Annotated in this window: 19 protein-coding genes and 2 pseudogenes; 7 read left to right on the top strand and 14 right to left on the bottom strand. The window is 73.4% G+C overall.

All coding sequences use genetic code 11. The features are described from left to right. Positions 1–11 precede the first annotated feature (11 nt). Positions 12–926, bottom strand: a complete 915-nt coding sequence (locus DEI99_RS01555) for a LysR family transcriptional regulator (RefSeq protein WP_111041634.1) — start codon at positions 924–926, stop codon at positions 12–14. Between the two features lie 71 nt (positions 927–997). Between DEI99_RS01555 and DEI99_RS01550 the strand changes: the two are divergent. Further along, positions 998–1,915, top strand: a pseudogene (locus DEI99_RS01550) (EamA family transporter); the annotation flags it as partial. A 211-nt stretch (positions 1,916–2,126) separates the two neighbouring features. On the opposite strand, the gene DEI99_RS01545 reads toward DEI99_RS01550, so the two are convergent. Both DEI99_RS01545 and DEI99_RS01540 read right to left on the bottom strand, forming a co-directional pair. Further along, entirely contained in the window at positions 2,127–3,104 is a 978-nt protein-coding gene (locus DEI99_RS01545; protein ID WP_111041635.1) for an epimerase, read from the bottom strand. Beyond that, positions 3,104–3,781 carry a DUF4166 domain-containing protein gene (locus tag DEI99_RS01540; RefSeq protein WP_111041636.1) on the bottom strand — a complete coding sequence of 226 codons (678 nt, stop codon included), beginning with the start codon at positions 3,779–3,781 and terminating at the stop codon, positions 3,104–3,106. The genes DEI99_RS01545 and DEI99_RS01540 overlap by 1 nt, the downstream gene beginning before the upstream one ends. A gap of 48 nt (positions 3,782–3,829) precedes the next feature. On the opposite strand from DEI99_RS01540, the gene DEI99_RS01535 reads away from it, so the two are divergent. After that, the gene (locus DEI99_RS01535; protein ID WP_111041637.1) at positions 3,830–4,744 is read left to right on the top strand and encodes a cation diffusion facilitator family transporter; all 915 of its coding nucleotides are present in this window, start codon (positions 3,830–3,832) and stop codon (positions 4,742–4,744) included. 277 nt (positions 4,745–5,021) lie between these two features. On the opposite strand, the gene DEI99_RS01530 is transcribed toward DEI99_RS01535, so the two are convergent. Then, on the bottom strand, positions 5,022–5,621 hold the full coding sequence (locus DEI99_RS01530) for a hypothetical protein (RefSeq protein WP_111041638.1): 600 nt from the start codon (positions 5,619–5,621) through the stop codon (positions 5,022–5,024). A 63-nt stretch (positions 5,622–5,684) separates the two neighbouring features. Then, positions 5,685–6,944, bottom strand: coding sequence for an MFS transporter (locus DEI99_RS01525; RefSeq protein ID WP_111041639.1), 1,260 nt, complete (start codon positions 6,942–6,944; stop codon positions 5,685–5,687). A gap of 82 nt (positions 6,945–7,026) precedes the next feature. Here DEI99_RS01525 and DEI99_RS01520 point away from each other — a divergent pair, with 82 nt between their 5' ends. Beyond that, the gene (locus DEI99_RS01520; RefSeq protein ID WP_181434421.1) at positions 7,027–7,905 is read left to right on the top strand and encodes a LysR family transcriptional regulator; all 879 of its coding nucleotides are present in this window, start codon (positions 7,027–7,029) and stop codon (positions 7,903–7,905) included. A 92-nt stretch (positions 7,906–7,997) separates the two neighbouring features. Here the strand turns inward: DEI99_RS01520 and DEI99_RS01515 are convergent, their stop codons facing one another. The 5 genes from DEI99_RS01515 to DEI99_RS01495 form a co-directional block, all read right to left on the bottom strand. Beyond that, on the bottom strand, positions 7,998–8,774 hold the full coding sequence (locus DEI99_RS01515; protein WP_146247104.1) for a hypothetical protein: 777 nt from the start codon (positions 8,772–8,774) through the stop codon (positions 7,998–8,000). Beyond that, positions 8,764–9,297: an RNA polymerase sigma factor gene (locus DEI99_RS01510; RefSeq protein WP_111041683.1), complete on the bottom strand. Its 534-nt coding sequence runs from the start codon at positions 9,295–9,297 to the stop codon at positions 8,764–8,766. The genes DEI99_RS01515 and DEI99_RS01510 overlap by 11 nt, the downstream gene beginning before the upstream one ends. Before the next feature lie 107 nt (positions 9,298–9,404). After that, on the bottom strand, positions 9,405–9,668 hold the full coding sequence (locus DEI99_RS01505; RefSeq protein ID WP_071253165.1) for a hypothetical protein: 264 nt from the start codon (positions 9,666–9,668) through the stop codon (positions 9,405–9,407). Next, the gene (locus DEI99_RS01500; protein ID WP_258369370.1) at positions 9,665–10,324 is read right to left on the bottom strand and encodes a DUF308 domain-containing protein; all 660 of its coding nucleotides are present in this window, start codon (positions 10,322–10,324) and stop codon (positions 9,665–9,667) included. Before DEI99_RS01500 ends, DEI99_RS01505 begins: the two co-directional genes overlap by 4 nt. Positions 10,325–10,591: 267 nt before the next feature. After that, the gene (locus tag DEI99_RS01495; protein WP_111041642.1) at positions 10,592–12,556 is read right to left on the bottom strand and encodes a lectin-like domain-containing protein; all 1,965 of its coding nucleotides are present in this window, start codon (positions 12,554–12,556) and stop codon (positions 10,592–10,594) included. 165 nt (positions 12,557–12,721) lie between these two features. On the opposite strand from DEI99_RS01495, the gene DEI99_RS01490 reads away from it, so the two are divergent. The 4 genes from DEI99_RS01490 (at position 12,722) to DEI99_RS01475 (ending at position 15,763) form a co-directional block, all read left to right on the top strand. Further along, positions 12,722–13,279 (top strand): NAD(P)H-dependent oxidoreductase, encoded by a 558-nt coding sequence (locus DEI99_RS01490; protein WP_071253167.1) that lies wholly within the window; start codon positions 12,722–12,724, stop codon positions 13,277–13,279. 136 nt (positions 13,280–13,415) lie between these two features. After that, on the top strand, positions 13,416–13,928 hold the full coding sequence (locus tag DEI99_RS01485; protein WP_111041643.1) for a MarR family winged helix-turn-helix transcriptional regulator: 513 nt from the start codon (positions 13,416–13,418) through the stop codon (positions 13,926–13,928). Positions 13,929–14,029: 101 nt separating this feature from the next. After that, positions 14,030–14,536 (top strand): Dps family protein, encoded by a 507-nt coding sequence (locus DEI99_RS01480; protein WP_111041644.1) that lies wholly within the window; start codon positions 14,030–14,032, stop codon positions 14,534–14,536. A 33-nt stretch (positions 14,537–14,569) separates the two neighbouring features. Continuing rightward, a complete protein-coding gene (locus DEI99_RS01475; RefSeq protein WP_111041645.1) occupies positions 14,570–15,763 on the top strand; it encodes an NAD(P)/FAD-dependent oxidoreductase in 1,194 nt (397 codons plus the stop codon). 101 nt (positions 15,764–15,864) lie between these two features. Here the strand turns inward: DEI99_RS01475 and DEI99_RS01470 are convergent, their stop codons facing one another. The 4 genes and pseudogenes from DEI99_RS01470 to DEI99_RS01455 all read right to left on the bottom strand — a co-directional run. After that, complete coding sequence (locus DEI99_RS01470; RefSeq protein WP_111041646.1) at positions 15,865–16,944, bottom strand: alpha/beta fold hydrolase; 1,080 nt, start codon at positions 16,942–16,944, stop codon at positions 15,865–15,867. A gap of 67 nt (positions 16,945–17,011) precedes the next feature. After that, complete coding sequence (locus DEI99_RS01465; RefSeq protein WP_111041647.1) at positions 17,012–17,887, bottom strand: SMP-30/gluconolactonase/LRE family protein; 876 nt, start codon at positions 17,885–17,887, stop codon at positions 17,012–17,014. 152 nt (positions 17,888–18,039) lie between these two features. Next, positions 18,040–18,873, bottom strand: coding sequence for a DUF1206 domain-containing protein (locus DEI99_RS01460; protein ID WP_258369381.1), 834 nt, complete (start codon positions 18,871–18,873; stop codon positions 18,040–18,042). Between the two features lie 63 nt (positions 18,874–18,936). Next, positions 18,937–20,067 (bottom strand): annotated as a pseudogene (locus tag DEI99_RS01455) (RtcB family protein); the annotation flags it as partial. Positions 20,068–20,194 lie beyond the last annotated feature (127 nt).

Raw genomic sequence — 20,194 nt, 5'->3', positions numbered from 1 at the left:
GCGCGACCACCTCAGGTGGTGACGTGCCGTGCCTCGGCGACCAGGGCCTCCAGGACGGTGCGCACGACCGGACGCACCGCGCGGTCCGGCCGGACCAGCGCCTCGATCCGCCGGCCGGCACGCACGTCGGCGAGTTCCGCCAGGTGGAAGCGCGCCGCTGCGCGGGTGCCGGACGTGTACCGCGGCACGAGGGCGATGCCGTGTCCCGCTGCCACCAGGTTCTCGATGACCGGCAGGTGGATCGTGCGGAACGCGACGCTCGGCGGGGTGTCGGACGCGGCGGCCATCGCGTGCAGGACGCGGTCGATCGGGTAGCCCTCGGGGACGCCGATCCACGTCTCGCCGACGACCTCGTCGACCCCGACCCGGTCGCGTCCGGCCAGCGGGTGCCCCGGCGGGAGCGCGACGTCGAGCGGCTCCCGGAGCAGGGGCACCGTCTCGAGGGCCGCCTGCCCGGTCGGCCGGACGCCGTCGGACCGGTGCCCGACGACGACGTCGTGGTCGGCGGCGAGCGGGGCGAACTCCCCCTCGCTGACGTCCACGTCGACCAGCGTCAGGTCGATGCCGGGGTGTGCGCGCATGCGTGTGAGGACCCCCGGCAGCAACAGCTCGGCGGCCGAGGGGAAGATTGCCAGGTCGACCCGCCCGGTCGCGCCGCCGAGGTGCTCCTGCCAGGCGGCGTCGACCCGCGCGATCGCCGTGGCGACGCCGGCGGACAGGCCGGCGAGCACCTCGCCGTGCGTCGTCAGCCGCACGCCGCGACCGACGCGCTCGACCAGCGGGACACCGACCTGACGCTGCAGCGTCTGCAGCTGCTGCGAGACCGCGCTCGGGGTGCGGTGGGTGGCCTCGGCGACGGCGGTGACGCTGCCGCGCTCCGCGAGCTCGCGCAGGACGGCGAGCAGCTGCACGTCGAAGTCGACCATGCAGGGAGGCTACAACGTCGCTCGCAGACATTTCGCTGGTCCTGAACGGTTCGAGCCGCCACCATCGAAGCATGAGCACTCGCGACCGCATCCTCGCCCTGGTCGTCGCCGTCGTCTGGGGGCTGAACTTCCCCGCGACGGCCCTTGCACTCGAGCACTTCCCGCCGTTCCTGCTCGCGGCCCTGCGGTTCACGATCCTGGCGGTCCCGACCCTGCTCTTCGTCCCGCGGCCGCGGATGCCGTTCGGGCGGCTGCTGCTCGTCGGCCTCGGGCTCGGCGTGCTGCAGTTCTCGTTCCTGTACCTCAGCATGGCGTCCGGCATGCCCTCCGGCCTCGCGTCGCTCGTGCTGCAGGCGTCCGCGCCGTTCACCGTCGTGCTCGCCGGGGTGTTCCTGCGTGAGCGGCTGACCGGGCGGCAGGTCACCGGCGTGACGGTCGCGGTGGCCGCCCTGGCCGTGATCGCCCTGCACCGCTCGCAGACCGCGGCACTGCTGCCGGTCGTGCTCGCCCTGTGCGGCGCCCTCGGGTGGGCGATCGGCAACGTCGCGACCCGTCGGGCCGGAGCGGCGAACCCGCTGCACCTGACCCTCTGGTGGTCGGTCGTGCCCCCGGTCCCGATGGCCGTGCTGTCGTTCGTGGTCGAGGGGCCGGACCGCATCGGCGCCGCGCTCGGGACCGCCCTGACCCTGCGGGCGCTGCCCGCCGACCTCGGGCTGCTCTACATCGTCGTCGTCGCGACCCTGGTCGGGTACGGCATCTGGTCGCGGCTGCTCGCGACCTACCCGTCGAGCACCGTCGCCCCGTTCTCGATGCTCGTGCCGATCGTCGGGGTCCTGGCGTCGTGGGCGGCGTTCGGCGAGGTGCCCGACCTGGTCGAGGTCCTGGCGGGGGCCGTCGTGGTGGCTGCCGTGCTGTGGTCGTCGCGCCCGGGCCGGTCCCTGCGCCCCGGGCGGTTCGCGCGACCGGGGCGGTCGGGCCGGGGTGGCCCGCGCGCCGAGGTCGCGGAACACGCCGCAGCCGTGTCGCCGAGGTCGCAGGACGTGCCGCCCGAGCCCGTCGCGAGCGGCAGTCCGCGCGACCTGGGCGGGACACCGCACCTCGGCGGGACACCGCACCTCGGCGGGACACCGCACCTCGGCGGGACACCGCACCTCGGCGGGACACCTCGCTCCGGCGGGACACCGCACCCCGACGTGACCGTCAGCCCCGGTGCTGGCGGCGCTCCGCGATGATCTCGGCGAGCGCCCCGCGCAGGTGCGGGTAGCGGAACTCGTAACCGGCCTGCGTCAGCCGCGACGGCACGACCCACCGGCTCTTCAGCACGAGCTCGGTCTCGGTGCGGATCGCGAACGACCCGACCTCGAGCATCCACCGCCAGGTCGGCAGGCCGAACCGCCGCCCGACGGCGTCGCGCAGGGTCGCCATCACGGTGCGGTTGTCCGACGGGTTCGGGCTCGAGACGTTGACCGACCCCTCGATCTCCGGGTGGTCACGGACGAACTGCACCACCCCGAGGACGTCGGCGATGTGCACCCAGCTGAAGCGCTGCCGGCCGTGCGTCGGGCGGTGGTGGTGGTACGTGCCCGCGCGGAGCCGGGAGCGCGTCGGGAACCACGGGCCGTCGTACTGCGGGCCGCCGAGTCCGGCCTGCGCCAGACGCAGCAGGGGCACCAGCGCGCTGCCGTCGCCGAGCACGATCGCCATCCGCAGTGCCACCCGCCGGGTGTGCGGCAGGTCGGCGTCGAAGAACGCGCCCTCCCACGCCCGCGCCACCGAGACCGAGAAGCCCTCGCCGAGCTCGCCCGTCTCGTCGTCCTGCGGCCGGTCGTCCGCGTGCCGGTAGATCGTCGCCGTCGAGGCGTTCAGCCACAGCGGCGGCGGGTGCTCGGCGGTGCGGATCGCCTCGGCGAGCTCGAGCGTGGTGTCCACGCGGGAGCGCATGATCTCCGCCCGGTTCCGCGGGCCGTACCGGCAGTTCACGCTCTTGCCCGCCATGTTCACGACGAGGTCGGCCCCGTCCACGAGTTCACGGATGCGCATCGTGTTGCCCCACACCGCGTCGCCGGACCGGCCGACGGTGACGACGCGGTAGCCCTCGTCCGCGAACGCGTTCCGCAGGTGTTCCCCCACGAAGCCACTCGCTCCCGCGATCACGACCTTCGGCTGCTGCTCGACCATCAACGTCCCCTTCCCGGACCGGCATCGGGCACGACGGCGTACCGGAACGCCCCCTCGTACCGGTACAGCGTGCCGAGCACCGGGGCCGAGAGCGCCAGGGACACGCGCTGCACGTCCGCTTCGTCATCGAATCGTTCCACGAGCGTCACGCGCGGCGAGACGACGGCCGGGAGGCGCACCTCGCGTCCCAGCGCACGGAACGACACGTGCGTGGAGACCAGGCGCAGGGCGCCCGCGTCCGGGCCGTGCGCGTCGACCTGCGCCCGGAGCCGGGCGCTGACGCGCCCGCGGCGACCGAGGTGGTCGACGAGGCCGGCGGGCTCGGCGGTGATGGCGTCGACCATCGTGCGGCTGCCGGAGCGGAACCGGAAGGTGCGGTGCGCGCGGACCGCGGGGCGGGCCTCCTGACCGGTGCCGGTGCCGCGTCCGACGCGGGCCGGGCGGTTCTCGACCGTGAAGGGGACGTCCCGTTCCCAGACCGGGAACATGACGGCGTCACGGGCGAACACGGCGAGCACCGGCCACAGCCAGCGGCGGGGTGTGCCGACGACGGTGAAGACGCCCTCGCCGCGACCCACGTGGCCCGGCGGGATCGCCCCGAAGTACGTCCGGAGCCGTGGGTGCAGCCGCGCCAGGACGTCGGGCGGTGTGGACAGCTGGTAGGGCGACCGGTGCACCCTGCCGATCCTGGCACGTCGTCGGTGCGGGTCAATACGATGACGGGCATGGGTCACGACCACGGACACGCGCACGGGCACGCGTCCGTGCGCGCGCTGCTCGTCGCGTTCTGCATCTCGGCGACGATCCTGCTGGCCGAGGTGGTCGGCGCCGTCCTCACCGGCTCGCTCGCACTGCTCGTCGACGCCGGACACATGGTGGTCGACACCGGCGGGCTCGGCATCGGCCTGGTGGCGACCCGCCTGGCTCGCCGCAGCCCGACCGCGCAGCGCACCTGGGGCTTCCAGCGCGCCGAGGTGCTCGGTGCCACGGCGCAGGCGGCGATCCTGCTCGCGGTGGGCGTCTACGTCGTCATCTCGGCGGTGCAACGGCTGTTCGTCCCCGACGAGGTCCACGCCGGGCCCCTGCTCGTCTTCGGCGTGGTCGGGCTCGTCGGCAACGTCGTGGCGTACGCGGTGCTGCTCCGGGCCTCCGGCGAGGGGTTCACCTCTCGAGCCGCCCGGCTCGAGGTGCTCAACGACACCCTCGGCTCGGTCGCCGTCATCGTCGCCGCGGTCGTGCTCCTGCTGACCGGGTGGGAGCGAGCGGACTCCGTCGCCGCGATCCTGATCGGGCTGCTCATCCTGCCGCGGGCCGTCCGGCTGCTCCGCGAGACCGCGAACGTGCTGCTCGAGTCGACGCCGCCGGGGCTCGACCTCGACTCGGTGCGGCGGCACATCCTCGAGCTCGACCACGTCATCGCGGTGCACGACCTGCACGCGACCCTGGTGGCGACCGGTGTCCCGAACCTCACCGCGCACGTCGTGGTGGACGACCACTGCTTCTCGACCGCGCACGCCCCGGCGATCCTCGACGAGCTGCAGCAGTGCGTCGCCGAGCACTTCGACGTCCCCGTGGAGCACTCGACGTTCCAGCTCGAGCCGGTGTCGCACCGGCGGCACGAGCACGACGTGCACGCGTAGCGCGGCTGCGACATCGTCGACGTCGCACGACAGTGACTTTGTCGCACTCCGCGATCAGGACCCATCGGCGCCCACGAACCGGCCGGCTGCGACATCGTCGACGTCGCACGACAGCGACTTTGTCGCACTCCGCGATCAGGACCCGTCGGTGTCCGCGAACCGGGCCGGCTGCGACATCGTCGATGTCGCACGACAGCGACTTTGTCGCAGCTCGCCCGGCACTCGACCCCCGGCAACGGGCACCCGGGCCCCCGGCCCGCGGTGCCCCGCCCCCGAGTCAGCAGTCGTCGGTACGCGTCGGGTACGCCGTGATGACGCGGTCGGTCGTCGCCGAGACGATGACCTTCACGAAGGGGTCGGCGTCGGGGCGCGAGCCGTCGTCGAACCGTACGGGAGCGGCGTAGCAGACCTTGCCGTCGCCGGCGTCGAGCGGGAACCCGGTTCGCGGGTCCTCGAGGGCGGTCTGCACGGCGGTGAGCATGGCGTCGTCCCAGTCCCGCGAGCCGTGGCCGGCGACGACCTCCTGCCAGTCGGCGGTGTGCCGGACGCGGATGTGCTCGTAGCCCTGCGCCGAGGTGCCGCACTGCATGGTGATCCGTCCGAGCGCGGCGGTGTCGTACTCCGCCACGGCGGACCGGCTCGAGGACCCGCACCGGTCGAGCACGTCGCCGCCGGGCAGGTCCGGCCCGGTGCGCGTGATCGTGACGGTGCCGTCGCCGGACGGTGCGGGAGCGGCGCCACGGGTGGTGGTCGCGCCGCCGATGGTGGGGTCGTCGGTGCCGCGCTCGGCGGTCAGGTACACGCCCCCGGCGACGAGACCGACCGCGATCACCGCGGCGAGTCCGGTGACGACGGACCGGTTGCGCTGCTGGGACACGCGCCCAGTATGCCGGAGGCGGCACGACCGCGGGGTCGTGCCGCCACGCCGCCGGAGCCCCGGTCAGGCGCGCGCGGCCAACCGGACCCCGGCGACGACGGCCAGCACGGCGACGAACACGACGTACCCGATCAAGACCGGCAGCGTCGGGACGACGAGGAGCGCGGCGCCGACGGCCACGACCGGCACGGTGAGGCCCGCGTAGGCGATGAGGAAGGTCGCCGCGAGCACCCCGCCGCGTCGCTCCGGGCCGACGAGCGCCCCGGCGCTGCCGATCGCGGCGCGGAAGAGCAGCCCGACACCGGCGCCGGCGACGACCCCGCCGCCGATGAAGCCCGCGACCTGCAGCAGGACGGCCGCGACCGCCAGGACCGCGAGGCCACCGACGAGCAGCACCAGGCCGAGCCGGATCTGCGCGCGCTGCGACAGCCGGGCGAAGACGATCTGCGAGAGGGCACTCGCGGCGAACACGCCGAAGGTCGTCGCCCCCGCGGCCAGTCGGTCGGTGACGTGGAAGGTGGTGCCGAGGAACGTCGGGGCGACGGAGGTGAAGAGCCCCTGCACGGCGAGTGCCGCGAAGGCCGCGGTGCCGGCGGCCCAGAACGCGGCCGCCTCGCCGTCCGGCGCCTGCATGCGCTGGGGTCGGTACGGCACCGGGGTGCTCGGACGGTCCACCGTCTCGGGGGCCGCGAGCACGAGCACGAAGGCCACGGCGAGCGCGACGACGAACACCACGTACGGCACCACGAGCGGACGGGCGACGAACTCGGCCAGCGCGCCGCCGACGAGTGCGCCGAGCGACAGGCCACCGAGGTTCACCGCTCCGGCCGCGACGCTCGCCCCCTTCGCCGCGGCGTCGGAACCGGTCGCCCGCACCCGCAGCTCCCCGAGGTGCGCGGTGGCCGTCGCCGTGAGGAGCCCCACGCCCAGGCCGGTGACGAGTCGCGCGACGACGAGCCCCGCGACGTCGTTCCAGAGCAGGAACAGCACGGCGGCGACGAGCTCGAGGGCGATCGACACGAGCACGAGGGGCCGCCGGCCGTGCACGTCGCTCAGGTGGCCCGCCAGGAACAGGGACACGACGACGCCGACGCCGTACGCCGCGAAGACCACGGTGGTGGTGAAGGTCGGGAACCCGTCACGCGCCTGGTAGACGACGTACAGCGGTGCCGGCACCGTCGCGAACGCCATCACGGCCAGGAAGGCGAACGCGACCGCCCAGAACCCGAAGCCGTGCCGCCGCCGGGTGTGCGACGGACGGCCGCGCGGTGCGGGGACTCGGTCGTCCGCAGCGGCGGACGTCGGCTCGGTGACGGTGGTCATGGCATCGATGCTCCCGCTCGAGGGCCATCGAGTCCAACGGATCGTCTTGATGTGCAGCATCGATCAGGTCGATGATCGGTTGATGGAGACCCGTCTGCTCGAACAGTTCGTCGCCGTCGCGTCCGAGGGCGGCGTCACCCGCGCCGCCGAACGGCTCTGGACGGCGCAGTCGACCGTGTCCGCGGGCATCGCCTCGCTCGAACGCACCCTCGGGGTGCGACTCTTCGACCGCACCGGTCGACGGCTCGTCCTGACCCCCGCCGGCGAGGACCTGCTCCCCCATGCCCGCGCGGTGCTCGAGTCGCTCGACCGGATGCGCGACCTGGCGACCGTCGACGACGCCGACCTGCGCGGCCGGGTGCGCCTCGGCATCTTCACGAGCATGGACATCGTCGACCTGACGGGCGTCCTGCAGCGGTTCCGGCGACGGCACCCGCTCGTCGCCGTCGAGTTGATGACCTCGCCGTCGGGGACGACCGGTCTCGTGCAGGACCTGGTCGCCGGACGGCTCGACCTCGCTTACTCGGGCCTGCCGGTCGTCCCCGCCGGGATCGTCGTGGAGCCGTTGCGCGAGATGCCCTTCCGGGTGTTCACCGCCCCGGACCACCCGCTCGCCGGCCGGTCGTCGGTGTCGCTCGCCGAACTGGCCGACGAGCCCTTCGTCGACACGGCGCACGGGTTCGGCAACCGGATCATCCTCGACGGTGCGCTCGAGCGGCTGGGGATCCGTCGCCGCATCGTCGCCGAGATGAACGACATGCCCGCCGTGGTCCGGTTCGCCTCGGCCGGCCTCGGGGTCGGGGTCGTGCCGGACTCGGGAGCGCGGTACGACGGCGCGGTGCTCGACCTGGAGGACGACGTCGACCCCCTCCGCATCGGCCTCGCCGTGCGGTCGAGCCCCGAGCCCAACCGCGCCGTGCGCACGCTCGCGCGCGACGTCGTCGCGGCGCGCGTCGGCTGACGACGGCGCCCGTCGTCCGGGCGGCGCACGTCCGGGGTCCCCCACCGACGGACGGGAGGCACGGGTCGTCGCCGCCCCGCGCCTCCCTGCCGTCAGTCCCCCCAGATCTCCCCGACGATCGCGGGCAGGAGCCCGTCCGTCGGGAAGTCGGTCTGGTAGATCGTGATGGTGATGCCGTCGCGGAGGAAGGTCGTCGCGGTGACGGTACCGCCGCGCTCGGTCGGCACGCGAGTTTGGCACGCGCGGCCGCCGAGGCGGTCCTGACAGGTGCCGCCGAGGTTCGCGACGGTGTCTTCCGGTGTGCCGGCCCCGATGTCTTCGGTGTGTCCGACAGCGATCACGAGGTTCGCTTCGACGCCCTCGTTCTGCCACGTGCACGACAGTGATTCGTGTTCACCTCGTAGTCCTCGGATGCGGTCGTTGCCGTCGGGGTCCCGGGAGAGCCCTGGTGAGAGGACCTGGGAGGTGTGCGAGGCGGCACCGAAGAACCGGTCGTAGTCCTCGTCGGGTACGAGGAGGTAGCAGTCGCCGGGGATGCGGACGTCCGTGCGGGCAGCAGGGGTCTCGGTCGGGGTCGGCCGCGGGGTCGGCCGCTCGGTGATCGGTGCCGAGGACGGGGTCGTCGCGGTCGGGGCGGGCTCCGGCTGCTGCGTCTGCGTCGGCGCGACGACGGGCGTCTCCTGCTGCGACAGGGACAGCGCCACGGCACCCGTTGCCGTCCCGATCGCCAGCAGTCCGACGATGCCGAGCGCGATGCCCGGGCGGAAGCGGCGGCGCTGCGGACGCGGGGTGGCACGTTCGAGGACGTTCTGCTTCATCGAGACGAGCATGCGGTGCAGGTCGTCCCCCTGGGGAGGCTCAGTGTTCATCGTGCATCACCACCTTCTTGAGTCGGCGTCGGTTGCGGGAGACCCGCTGGGTGACGGCGCCGACGGTCAGGCCGAGCGCCTCGGCGGCCTCGGCGTAGGAGTGACCCTCGAGCAGGCAGAGCTCGCAGATGCGGCGGTCGAGGTCGGGGAGCGCGGCGATCTCGGCGCGGACCCAGCGGAGGGTCTCGCGGGCCTCGTCGTGGTCGGCGGGCGCCGCGAGGTGCTCGGGCAGTTCGTCACCGCGACGACGGGCCTGCTTGCGCCCGGTGTTGAAGGCGTGGTTGCGGCAGACCACGAGCATCCACGGGAGCACGGTCTCCGCCGGCAGGTCGAGGGTGTCCGCGCGCTGCCAGAGCGTCAGGAACGAGTCCTGCACGATCTCCTCGACGTCCGACCGGTCGTCGACGAGCGCCCAGGCGTACCGGGTGAGCGTGGCGGCGTACCGGTCGAACGCCCGCGCCAGTGCGCCGGTGTCGCCCTGCGCCATCGCGCGGACGAGATCGGCGTCCGTCCCGGTGGTCACGTCCACATCCCACCTCCTTCACCCAGAGGTGTCGCGAGGACCCGCGGACCTGACAGGACCGTGCCGGATTCGTCACCTCGGGCGTGTCGGCGTGGACGGCTCAGCCGTCAGTGGAAGTCGTCGCCGTCCCCGGAGCCGGGCGTCTTGTGCCCACCGAGCATGTCGTTGTCGTCCTGGTCGCTCGACGAGGCGAGCTGCAGCATGGCGAGGACGACGACCACCACGATGAACGCGATGCCGAGGAAGATCACCGCGAGCTGCAGTTCCCGCGTCGAGAACAGCACGACGAGCCCGGTGAACACCGCGACGATGGCGGAGATCCCGAGGAGCTCCACCGGGCGGAGACGGTCGCGTCGGCTGGGGGTGGTCATGCGAGTGGTGCTCCGTCCGGGGCGGCGGCCGGTGTGGCCGTTCCCCACTTGTGCGAGAGACCCGCGATCACGTGGAAGACCGCGGTGATGGCGAGGTAGGCGCCGAACAGGCCGACGAGGACGATCGAGGCGTCGAGCGTGCCGCTGACCTCCTCGACGCCGCCGAGCTGCTGCGAGTAGTCCGGCGGGGTGAGCAGGAACGCGACGGCGAGCAGCAGGGTGAGGCCGCCGATCGTGGTCCAGTCGCGGGCGAAGGGCGACCGGCGCCGAGCGCGCAGGCCCTGCGTCAGCTCGAGTGCCCCCGTGAGCACGGCGAACGCGACGACGACGGTGATGAACGCCGGCAGTCCGAGTCCGTTCAGGGCGAAGCCGGCGATCGCTGCGAGCAGCGTGATGACGGCCTGCAGCACGGTGGTCCGCGCCGCGCGCCCGTCGAGCGGCAGTCGTCGGGTGCCGGCGAACAGGAGCACGAGCCCCTCGACCAGGGCGAAGGTGCCGAAGAGCACCAGGCCGTAGCCGGCGGCGTGGTTCGACGAGAACGTCACGACCAGGGCGATGACCGCGGCGGGGACGGCCCGGAGGATCGGGATCGGCCAGTAGCGTGCGCGCTGGTTCGCGTCGTGCACGGTGGTGGCGTCGTCCACGGTGTCGGACACGGGACCTCTTTCGGGCATGCGGATCGTGATCTCGATCCTACCGCCGGTCCGGCGAGCACCCGACCGGCGAGGGCCCGCAGGCGCTGAGGATGCTCGCAACCGCGCCGCTCCGCTCCCGCGAACACCGAGCACCGAGCACGAACACGAACACGAACACGAGCACCGAGCACCGAGCACCCGAACGCCGGGCGACACCGCGCGCCGGGCGACACCGCGCGCCGGGACTGCCCGTCAGGGCGTCCCGACGCCGGTGTCGCCCGGCCGCCGTCAGGGGCGGTGGTCGTCCGACGGTTCGCCGTCCCGGGAGCGGCGGCGTGCCAGCCACCAGCAGACCGACCCCGCGGCGGCGAGGACGGCCGCGACGGCCGCGACCAGGGCCACGTCGTCCGCACCGGTGTAGGCGAGCGCCGCTGCGGGCGTCCGCGGGGCGTCGTCCTCCGCCGGTGCGGCGTCACGGGCCCCGTCGTCGGTGCGGGGAGCGCCGGGACCGGCCGCGTCCGTGTCCCCGGGTCCGGCCGGACCGTCGCCGTGCGGCCCGTCGTCGCCGGCACCGCCGTCGTCGGGGCCGGGACCCGGGCCCGGACCGCCGTCACCCGGGTCGACGACGATCGGCACCTCGGTGGAGGGGTCGCCCCCGTCCGGGTCGGTCGGCGACGTCGCCGTGGCCACGTTCACCACGTCCGAGCCGTCGCCGACGTAGTCGGGGTCGAGCACGGCACGGATCCGGAAGTCGAGCGTCTCCCCCACGGCGAGCGCGACGTCGGACCGGCACGTGACGCGCTGCCCCTCGGCGGTGCAGTCGTCGTCGGACCCGGTGAAGCGCATCGCGGCGGGCAGCTCGTCGACCGCGCCGACGGCCTGCGCGACCGACGGGCCGCGGTTGCGTGCGGTGACGAGGTACTCGACCTCGTCGCCGGGCTCGACGGTCGCCGGCGACACCGACTTGTCCGTCTCGACGTGCGCCGCGGCCTGCGCGACCGTCTCCGCCCGCGAGGTGTTGTCGGCCTCGTTCGTGTCGGACGACGAGGGCGGCGGGGCGATCGTCGCGACGCTCTCGAGCGTGCCGGCGGTCCCGTCGGCGATCCGCCCCGCGACGGTGACGACCGCGGACCCGCCGCGCGGCAGGGCGAGGTCGGTGCCGACGTCACCGGAACCCGACGCGGTGGCGCACCCCGACCCCTCGGCCGCCGCGCACGTCCAGGTGACGTCCTCGATGCCGTCGGGCACGTCGACCCGCAGCGGGCTCGGGTCCGCTGCGTTCGGCCCGGGGTTCCGTGCGGTGACCGTGTAGCGGACGGGCTCGCCGGCGACGACGGTGGCGGGCAGGTCGTGCTCCACCGACAGGTCGGCGGGCTTCCAGACCCGCAGCGCGTCGACCTCGTGCTTGTCGACGTGGCTGCCGGTCGCGCCGGCGAAGCCGAGGCGCAGGGTGCTCGGCAGCGGCGTCTGGTCGTCGCCGTGCAGGGGCACGGCGTCGAGCACGGTGCGCATCCCGCTGCCGACCTGCAGCCGGACGGTCATCGACAGCTCGCCGTCGTCGCCCGGCAGCAGGGTGATCCGGACCTTCCGCGGGGTGGACCCGGCGGTCACGGTCCCGCCGGGAGCGGGAGCCCCGGCCACGTAGCGGTACCCCTCGGTGCCGTTGCCCGAGCCGCGGACCACGACCTGGTCGGGCTGCGCGCCCGGGCCGGAGGCGTTGATCCGTGACGAGAAGTTGCCGTAGTGGTCGATCGCGATGCCGGCGAAGCCGCCGGGGACCCCGGGCAGGTCGCAGACGCGGCCGCCGCCCTCCGTCGCCTCCTTGCGGCAGGCGTACCCGAGCCCGGCGCCGAACGACCCGACCCCCTGCGGTGCCGCCCCGTCGGCCAGGAAGAGCAGGAGCCCGTCGGCGCCCGGGTCGTCCTTCGCCGTGTACATGGCGTAGGTGAACTCGATCTCGAGCCCGGTGTCGGACGGGAACGTGTCGTCGGTCGACCACGCCCCCGCCTGGTTCCGCACGTCGTCGGTGAGCCGGAGACGGCCCCCGGAGACCGTGGCGTCGCCGTGCAGGGCACCGCCGGCGGCGCTCGAGAACTGGTTGACGTACGGGAAGTCGAGTGCGGCGGCCTGCGACCCGGCGGGCAGGACGACCGGGGCGGCGAGGACGCCGAGGGTGACGAGTGCGGCGCCGGCCGCGGCGAGTCGCCGCCGGAGTCGTCGTGGTCGTGGAGTCGGTGCGGTGGGTTCTGTCATGCCCCGATCGTCGCGAGCCGACGTCCGTCACCGGGCCCGGGACGGCCAGCCTGTGGACGGCGGCGGCCGGCGACGCGCCTGTGGAGGGACGGTCGGGAATAGTCGGTCCCCCGACCGCATTGGTTGTCGCTGACACCTCTCCGTCGTAGAACCAGAAGGATCACCATGACGAACGTCCTCGCCCTCGTCGGCAGCCTCCGCGCCGACTCCATCAACCGCAAGCTCACCGAGGCCGCCGCGCACCACGCGCCGGACGGCATCGAGCTGCAGACCTTCGACGGCATCGTCGACCTGCCGTTCTACAACGAGGACATCGACGGCGACACCCCGCCCGCCGCGGCCGTCGCCTTCCGCGACGCCGTCGCCGCCGCCGACGCGGTCCTGCTCGTCACGCCCGAGTACAACGGCACGATGCCCGCGGTCCTGAAGAACGCGCTCGACTGGGGTTCCCGTCCGTTCGGCTCCTCGCCGCTCTCCGGCAAGCCGCTCGCCGTCATCGGCTCGGCCTTCGGCCAGTACGGCGGCGTCTGGGCGCACGACGACGCCCGCAAGGCCGCCGGCATCGCCGGCGCGAAGGTCCTCGAGGACGTCAAGGTCGCCATCCCGCAGTCGGTCGTCCGCTTCGCCGAGACGCACCCGCGCGAGGACGACGAGGTCACCGCACTCGTGCAGGGCGCGCTCACCGCGCTCGCCGAGGCAGCGGCCGAGCCCGCCGCAGCGTAGTCCCCACGGGACGGACGGGAGGCCCGTGGCGGATCCGCCACGGGCCTCCCGTCCGTCTGCGGTCCCGACCGCACCCTGTCCACTGACCGCGCGTTCGCTAGACAGCCTGACAACGAGAGCGGCTACCCTGTTGCCCATGTCCACGCAGGAGATCACCGAGGCGTCCGGGTACTGGTTCCCGGACGACGACGCGACGCAGCGCGGCGTCGCGGTGCTCAACGCGCTGCGCCGCTACCGCGCCGCCGAGACCGCGATGCGCCGCCGCACCCGCGACTCGATGGGCATGGGCGAGACCGACCTGCTCGCGGTGCGGTTCCTGCTGCAGGCGCAGCGGGCCGGCCGCACCGTCAAGCCGAAGGACCTGGCGGCGTACCTGAAGATCTCCTCGGCCTCGACGACGATCCTCATCGACCGTCTGGTCAAGTCGAACCACGTGCGCCGCGACCCGCACCCCACCGACCGACGCGCCCTCGTGATCACCCCGACCACCGAGACCGACGAAGAGGTCCGGGCGACGCTCGGCATCATGCACCGCCGCATGATGACCGTCGCCGAGGAGCTCCCCGCCGCCGAGGCCCGCGTCGTCGCCACGTTCCTCGAGCAGATGCGCGAGGCCGTCGACCAGGTCGACCCGGTCGCCGCCCACTGACCCGCACCCACGGGGGACAGTGAGTTCCCCGTGCACTGGGAACGGCCTGCGGCTCGGCGCGTAGACCGGAAGGACCAGTACCGACCGGAAGGAAACCGATCATGCACGCATCGGACAAGCTCGCCAAGAACCTCCAGGCGGTCCTCGTGGACCTCATCGACCTGCACCTGCAGGGCAAGCAGGCCCACTGGAACATCCTGGGCACGAACTTCCGTGACCTCCACCTGCAGCTCGACGAGATCGTCGACGCCGCCCGCGAGTTCGCCGACGACACCGCCGAGCGCATGCGCGCCCTGTACGCCGTGCCGGACGGCCGCTCGGCGACGGTCGCGGCGTCGAGCCACCTCGACCAGTTCCCCGACGGCGAGATCACGACGCACGACGCGATCGACCAGATCACGCTGCGCCTGTACCAGGCCACCGGCACCATGCGCGACGTGCACGACGAGGTCGACGACGAGGACCCGACGACCGCGGACCTGCTCCACGGCTTCATCGAGCGCCTCGAGCAGCTCGCCTGGATGGTCTCCGCCGAGAACCGTGCGCCCAGCACGCCGCTCGCCTCGGCCACCACGCCGGCCGTCGCCGACGCTTCCGCCCACGCGTAGGACCGGCCTGCCGGCACCGACCGAGAGGCAACGATGACCGACTACCGCTACCTGATCGTCGGCGGCGGCATGGTCGCGGACGCCGCTGCGCGCGGCGTCCGCGAGCTCGACGCCGACGGCTCGATCGGCGTCGTCAGCGAGGACGTCGACCGGCCCTACGCCCGGCCGGCGCTCTCGAAGAAGCTGTGGACCGACCCGGACTTCAGCTGGGACGAGAAGGTCGACCTGCACACCGAGGAGACCGGGGCGACGTTCGTCCTCGGGACCCGGGTGGCCGCGATCGACCGCGCCGCGAAGACCGTCACGACCACCGACGGCGAGACGCACGGCTACGAGCGCCTGCTGCTGGCGACCGGTGGGAAGCCCCGTGGCCTGCCCGGCCTCGAGGAGTCGGACCGTGTGGTCGACTTCCGGAGTGCCGACGACTACCGCCGTGTCCGGGCGCTCACGGACGCCGGTGCGCACCTCGCCGTCGTCGGTGGCAGCTACATCGGGACCGAGATCGCCGCCGGCACCGTGCAGAACGGCGCGACGGTGACGCTCGTCACGCCCGACGAGGTCCTCGGGGCGAGCATGTTCCCCGAGCAGCTCGCCCGGGCCTTCCAGCAGCGGTTCACGGACCACGGCGTCGAGCTCCGGCTCGGCCGTCGGGTCGAGTCCGGCGCCCAGACCGACAGCGGCGTGACGCTCACCCTCGACGACGGCTCGACGATCGAGGCCGACGCCGTCGTGGTCGGCCTCGGCATCGAACCGGCCACGCAGCTCGCCGCCGACGCCGGCCTGACGGTCCGTGACGGCATCGTCGTGACGTCGACGCTGCAGACCGACGACGAGTCGGTCTTCGCGGCCGGCGACGTCGCCGAGTACCCGGACCGGATCCTCGGCACCCGCCGCGTGGAGCACGTCGACAACGCGAAGGAGCAGGGCCGCCAGGCCGGGCGCAACCTCGCGGACGCCGACGAGACCTACGACCACACGCCGATGTTCTACTCGAACGTCTTCGACGCCGGGTACGAGGCGGTCGGCCGGGTCTCCACCGACCTCCGGACCGTCGAGGACTGGCAGGACCCCACGGTCACGGGCGTCGTCTACTACCTCGACGAGGACGACACGGTCCGCGGCGTCCTGCTCTGGAACGTGCCGGGCAAGACCGACGAGGCCCGCAAGGTGCTCGCCGAGGCGCACGCGCTCACGCCCGACATGCTGACCGGGCTGATCCGCCCGTAGCCACGGACCGCCGGCCCACGTCGGCGCGTTCGCCGAGGAGGCCCGGTGCCGGTCGTCGAGACCGGCACCGGGCCTCCCTCGCGTCACCCCAGGAACGGGCCTCAGCCCGCCCGGCGGGCCTCGGGTGCGACCTGGTCGGCGACCGCTGCGCGGTCGGCGGGGTCCACCGGCAGGTGGTCGCCGTCGGCCATCGCGACGGCGTGCGCGGACTTCGCCGCCGCGAGCCGCTCGTCGTCGTCGTGCGCCATGCCGGCGAGTTCGACGAACCGGGACTTCACGAGCATCCAGGCCTCGCGGGGGTCGAGTCGGGACAGGTCGGACGCGGTCGAGTCGTCTCGCACCCGCTGGAGCGACGACACCCCGCGGTCCGGCAGCCGCCGGGCCACGTGGTCGACGGCGAGCTGCGCCACCGCGTCGGCCTGGGCGTGCATGACCGAGTGCGCACCGTCGACGACCTCGCGCAGGACCGCGTAGGGGAAGACCCGGGCGAGCCGGCGCAGCCAGTCCCGCGGCACCATCGCGTCGTGCTCGCCGCGGACGATGAGGGTCCGGGCGCGCACGTGCGGGGCCCGTTCCTCGATCGGGAACGCGATCATGCGCGGGAGCACCTTGCGGAACCAGTGCCACCCGCACAGCAGGTACGCGGTGACCGCGTGGAACCGGACCGCCGACGGCTCGTGCAGGGCGGAGCGCAGGAAACGCACCGCGGACTGCCGGACCGAACGTGCCCGTGAGTCGACGACCGGGCTGATGAGCACCAGGTCCGAGACGTCCGGCCGACGGGCGGCGACCTCGGTCACGACCTGCGTGCCCATCGAGTGCCCGACCAGGACCGGGTCGTCGAGACCGAGTTCGTCGATGACCCGTTCGACGGCGTCGGCGTACCGCTCGATGGAGACCGCGCCACGGAACCGCGGGACCCCCGCGAAGCCGGGCAGGTCGAGGGCGTGCACCGGGCCGTTCTCGTTGAGGTGGGGCGCGAGCCGCTCGTAGTAGGTCGCGGCGATGCCGAGCCCGGCGACGAGCAGGAACGCGCGGCCGCCCGGTGCACCGACGGAGCTGACCCGGACGTACGTGCCGTCGACGGCGACGCGGTCGACCTCGACGGTGACCTCGGCGTCCTCGGCTCCGGCGAGGGCGCTGGCGGGGTCCGGGGTCGCCCGCGTGGAGTCGTCGTTCACGTGGTCCTCCTGGGGATGGCGATCACCCAGCGTACCCGCCGGTGCCGCCGGTCCGCGGACGGACGGGTCACCCGCCGAAGGTGTGCGCGCGGAAGCCGTGCACGCGCGTCGGCACCGCGAAGACGGAGCCGGAGTGCGGGTGCTCGGCGAGCTGCTCCTCCGACAGGTTCTCGCGCGCCGTCCCGACGAGCAGCGTCGACATGTCGGGTCCGCCGAAGGCCACCGAGGTCGGGTTCGGCGCCGGGATCGCGACCGACTCCAGGTGCTGGCCGTCCGGCCCGTAGCGCTCGACCCGGCCGCTGCCGTAGATCGCGCTCCAGAAGCAGCCCTCGTCGTCGCGCACGAGGCCGTCGTGCGCCTCGCCGACGATGAACGGTTCGAGGTCGCCGAGTTCCCCGGCCGGCCCGTAGGACGCGCGGAAGACCGTCGACGCGTCGGTGTCCGTGACGTACATCGTGCTGCCGTCGTCGGACCACTCGATGCCGTTCGTGGTGCCGAAGCCGCCGCGGAGCAGCCGGGTCGTGCCGTCGGCCTCGACGGCGTACAGCGCGCCGTCCGGGTCACCGGTGACGACGTTCATGCTGCCGACCAGGAACCGGCCGAACGGGTCGCACTTGCCCTCGTTGAAGCGGTTGCCCGCGGTCGAGTGCTCCACCCGGGCGACCTCGCGCTCGATGCGTCCCTCGTGGTCGGTCACCACGACGGTGTCGCCGAGGGCCGCGACGAACCCGCCGGACGCCCGCGGTTGGAAGCTCGCGAGCGGCGGCGGCAGCGACACGCTCGACCGGGGCGTGCCCTCGGCGTCGGCCGTGTTCAACGTGCCGAGGGTGATGTCCACCCACCGGACCACCTGCTCGTCCGGGTCCCAGACGATGCTCTCGGCGAGCACCGCCCGGGCGTCGGTGAACACGGTCGGCGGGCCGGTCGTCGCGCTGGAGGTCATCCACCCCGTCTACCGAGGGCCCGGTCCGTGTCCGTTCAGCCGTCCGCCCGTGCGCACAGCCCGGACACCGCAGGAGCCGGGACCTGGTACACCCCAGGTGCACCGGCTCCGTCTTCTCATCCCCCCAGCAGGAGGCGAGCGGCACCAGCACATCAGAGTCGGGCGTACCGGGCCCGGAAGAAGCTGTAGACGCCGTAGGCCAGGAAGCCGATGCCGACGGCGACGAGCACGAACACCCCGCCGGGCATCGACCGCAGCGCGTCGAACGCCCCGTCGAGACCCGTGGCCTGGTCGGGGTCGCTGCGGAGCCCCGCGACGCCGATGAGCACCCCGACGACCACCACGGCGACGCCCTTGCCGACGTAGCCGACGACGCCGAGCACCGTGACGGTGCGGTCGAGGGACGCCGGCGGCGACGTGAGCTGCTTCCGGAACGACCGGCGGCACCCCTGCACCACGAGGCCGATCCCGACCGCGACCGCGACCGCGCCGGCCAGCAGCAGCAGGAACACACCGCCGGGGGTGGCGAGCGCCGTGGCCGCGGCGCTCTTGCTCGAGCTGCTCGAGCTCGACCCGGCACCGAGCGCGAACGACGCGGACGAGTACGCGATGACGCCGTAGACGACGGCCTTGGCAGCGTCCTTCACCCGGGCGAGCCACCCGCGGGTGCTGTCCGAGCGGCCGCCGACGACCGCCTCGACGACCAGCCGGAGCGCGAGCGCTGCCGTGCCGACGGCGATGAGCCAGAGCAGCACCACCCCGCCCGGCACCGCGGCGAGCTGCTCCAGCGCACCGGACTGGTCGGTGTCGCCGCCGGAGGACGCGTTGCCGACGCCGAGCAGGACCACCAGGTACCCGATCAGCAGGTGGACGATGCCGCTGCCGACGAACCCGGCCCGGGCGGTCAGCTCGAACCACCGGCTGTCCGCTGCTCGTCGGACCTGCCGGCCGGTCTCGCGGGCGGCGTGTTCTGCTGTGTCGCTCATCCCGTCAAGCGTGCCCGACGCGGGCCGGTCTGTCCGCCGGCGTCGGGTGGTGGAGCCGGCCGGGTGCCGGACGGACACGAGCTCCGCCGCATCCGCCATCACCTGGTCGATCGGCTTGTACGCGGCCGGGATCTCGTCGAGGAACGCGTCGGTGTCCCGGTACTCGATGCCGACCATCGCCTCGCGCAGCTGGTCGTGCGTGAACGTCCGGCGTGCCGCGCTCCGCGAGAACAGCCGCCCGGCGCCGTGCGGCGAGGACTCGAGCGACGGCTTGTTGCCGAGCCCCTCGACCACGTACGACGCGGTCCCCATCGACCCGGGGATCAGGCCGAGCTGACCGGCCGCCGCCTGGATCGCGCCCTTGCGCGAGACCCACACGGACTTGCCCCAGTGCGTCTCACGCTGCGTGAAGTTGTGGTGGCAGTTGATCCGCTCCTGCTCGTCGACGGGCGTGCCGACGACCTCGGACAGCTGCCGGACGACCCGGTCCATCATCTCCTCACGGTTGAGCAGCGCGAAGTGCTGGGCCCACCGCAGCTCGGCGATGTACCGGTCGAACTCCGGGGTGCCCTCGACCAGGTAGGCCAGGTCGGGGTCCGCCAGCTGGATCCACCAGCGCTCCATCATCCGCTTGGCGACCTTGATGTGGCGCTGCGCGATCTTGTTGCCGACACCCCGGGAGCCGGAGTGCAGGAACAGCCAGACGCGGTCCTCCTCGTCGAGGGAGACCTCGATGAAGTGGTTGCCGGACCCGAGCGTGCCGAGCTGGTTGCGCCAGCCGCCGTGCACGCCGTCGGGGTCGAACCCGGCGGTCTCGGCCATCGCCTCGAGCTCGGCGATCCGGGGCGCGGCGGTCGCCACGATCTTCCGGTTCGACGCACCGGCGGACAGCGGGACCGCGCGCTCGATCTGCTCGCGCAGCTCCTGCAGGTCGTCGGGCAGGTCACCCCGGGTGAACTGCGTCCGGACCGCGATCATGCCGCAGCCGATGTCCACGCCGACGGCCGCCGGCATGACCGCGCCGAGGGTCGGGATGACCGAGCCCACGGTGGCCCCGAGGCCGAGGTGTGCGTCGGGCATGAGTGCCAGGTGCGGGAACACGAACGGCATGCGCGCCGTGGTGCGGGCCTGCTGCTCGGTGTTGTCCTCGAGCATCGAGGCCCAGCTGAGCAGCCGGTCGGTGATCTTCTCCATGGTGTCGTCTCGCTTTCGTGACGGTCTCGTCGACGGGTGCCGACTGCCGTCGACAGGTGTCGACGGTCGTCGACGGGTGTCGACGGTCGTGGTGACGGTCCGAGACGGTCGCACGCCGGGCCTCCTG

This window comes from Curtobacterium sp. MCLR17_036 (assembly GCF_003234445.2).
Taxonomy (GTDB): Bacteria; Actinomycetota; Actinomycetes; order Actinomycetales; family Microbacteriaceae; genus Curtobacterium.
The sequence above is the reverse complement of the archived record's forward strand: the minus strand, read 5'-3'. Positions and strand labels throughout refer to the sequence as shown.

Bases quoted from the DNA above. Each gene is read 5' to 3' on its own strand.
- DEI99_RS01515 (WP_146247104.1), bottom strand. From the start codon at position 8,774: ATGAACACTGAGCCTCCCCAGGGGGACGACCTGCACCGCATGCTCGTC.
- DEI99_RS01555 (WP_111041634.1), bottom strand. From the start codon at position 926: ATGGTCGACTTCGACGTGCAGCTGCTCGCCGTCCTGCGCGAGCTCGCG.
- DEI99_RS01460 (WP_258369381.1), bottom strand. From the start codon at position 18,873: ATGAGCGACACAGCAGAACACGCCGCCCGCGAGACCGGCCGGCAGGTC.
- DEI99_RS01505 (WP_071253165.1), bottom strand. From the start codon at position 9,668: ATGACCACCCCCAGCCGACGCGACCGTCTCCGCCCGGTGGAGCTCCTC.
- DEI99_RS01535 (WP_111041637.1), top strand. From the start codon at position 3,830: ATGGGTCACGACCACGGACACGCGCACGGGCACGCGTCCGTGCGCGCG.
- DEI99_RS01525 (WP_111041639.1), bottom strand. From the start codon at position 6,944: ATGACCACCGTCACCGAGCCGACGTCCGCCGCTGCGGACGACCGAGTC.
- DEI99_RS01465 (WP_111041647.1), bottom strand. From the start codon at position 17,887: ATGACCTCCAGCGCGACGACCGGCCCGCCGACCGTGTTCACCGACGCC.
- DEI99_RS01545 (WP_111041635.1), bottom strand. From the start codon at position 3,104: ATGGTCGAGCAGCAGCCGAAGGTCGTGATCGCGGGAGCGAGTGGCTTC.
- DEI99_RS01485 (WP_111041643.1), top strand. From the start codon at position 13,416: ATGTCCACGCAGGAGATCACCGAGGCGTCCGGGTACTGGTTCCCGGAC.
- DEI99_RS01490 (WP_071253167.1), top strand. From the start codon at position 12,722: ATGACGAACGTCCTCGCCCTCGTCGGCAGCCTCCGCGCCGACTCCATC.
- DEI99_RS01475 (WP_111041645.1), top strand. From the start codon at position 14,570: ATGACCGACTACCGCTACCTGATCGTCGGCGGCGGCATGGTCGCGGAC.
- DEI99_RS01480 (WP_111041644.1), top strand. From the start codon at position 14,030: ATGCACGCATCGGACAAGCTCGCCAAGAACCTCCAGGCGGTCCTCGTG.
- DEI99_RS01520 (WP_181434421.1), top strand. From the start codon at position 7,027: ATGGAGACCCGTCTGCTCGAACAGTTCGTCGCCGTCGCGTCCGAGGGC.
- DEI99_RS01495 (WP_111041642.1), bottom strand. From the start codon at position 12,556: ATGACAGAACCCACCGCACCGACTCCACGACCACGACGACTCCGGCGG.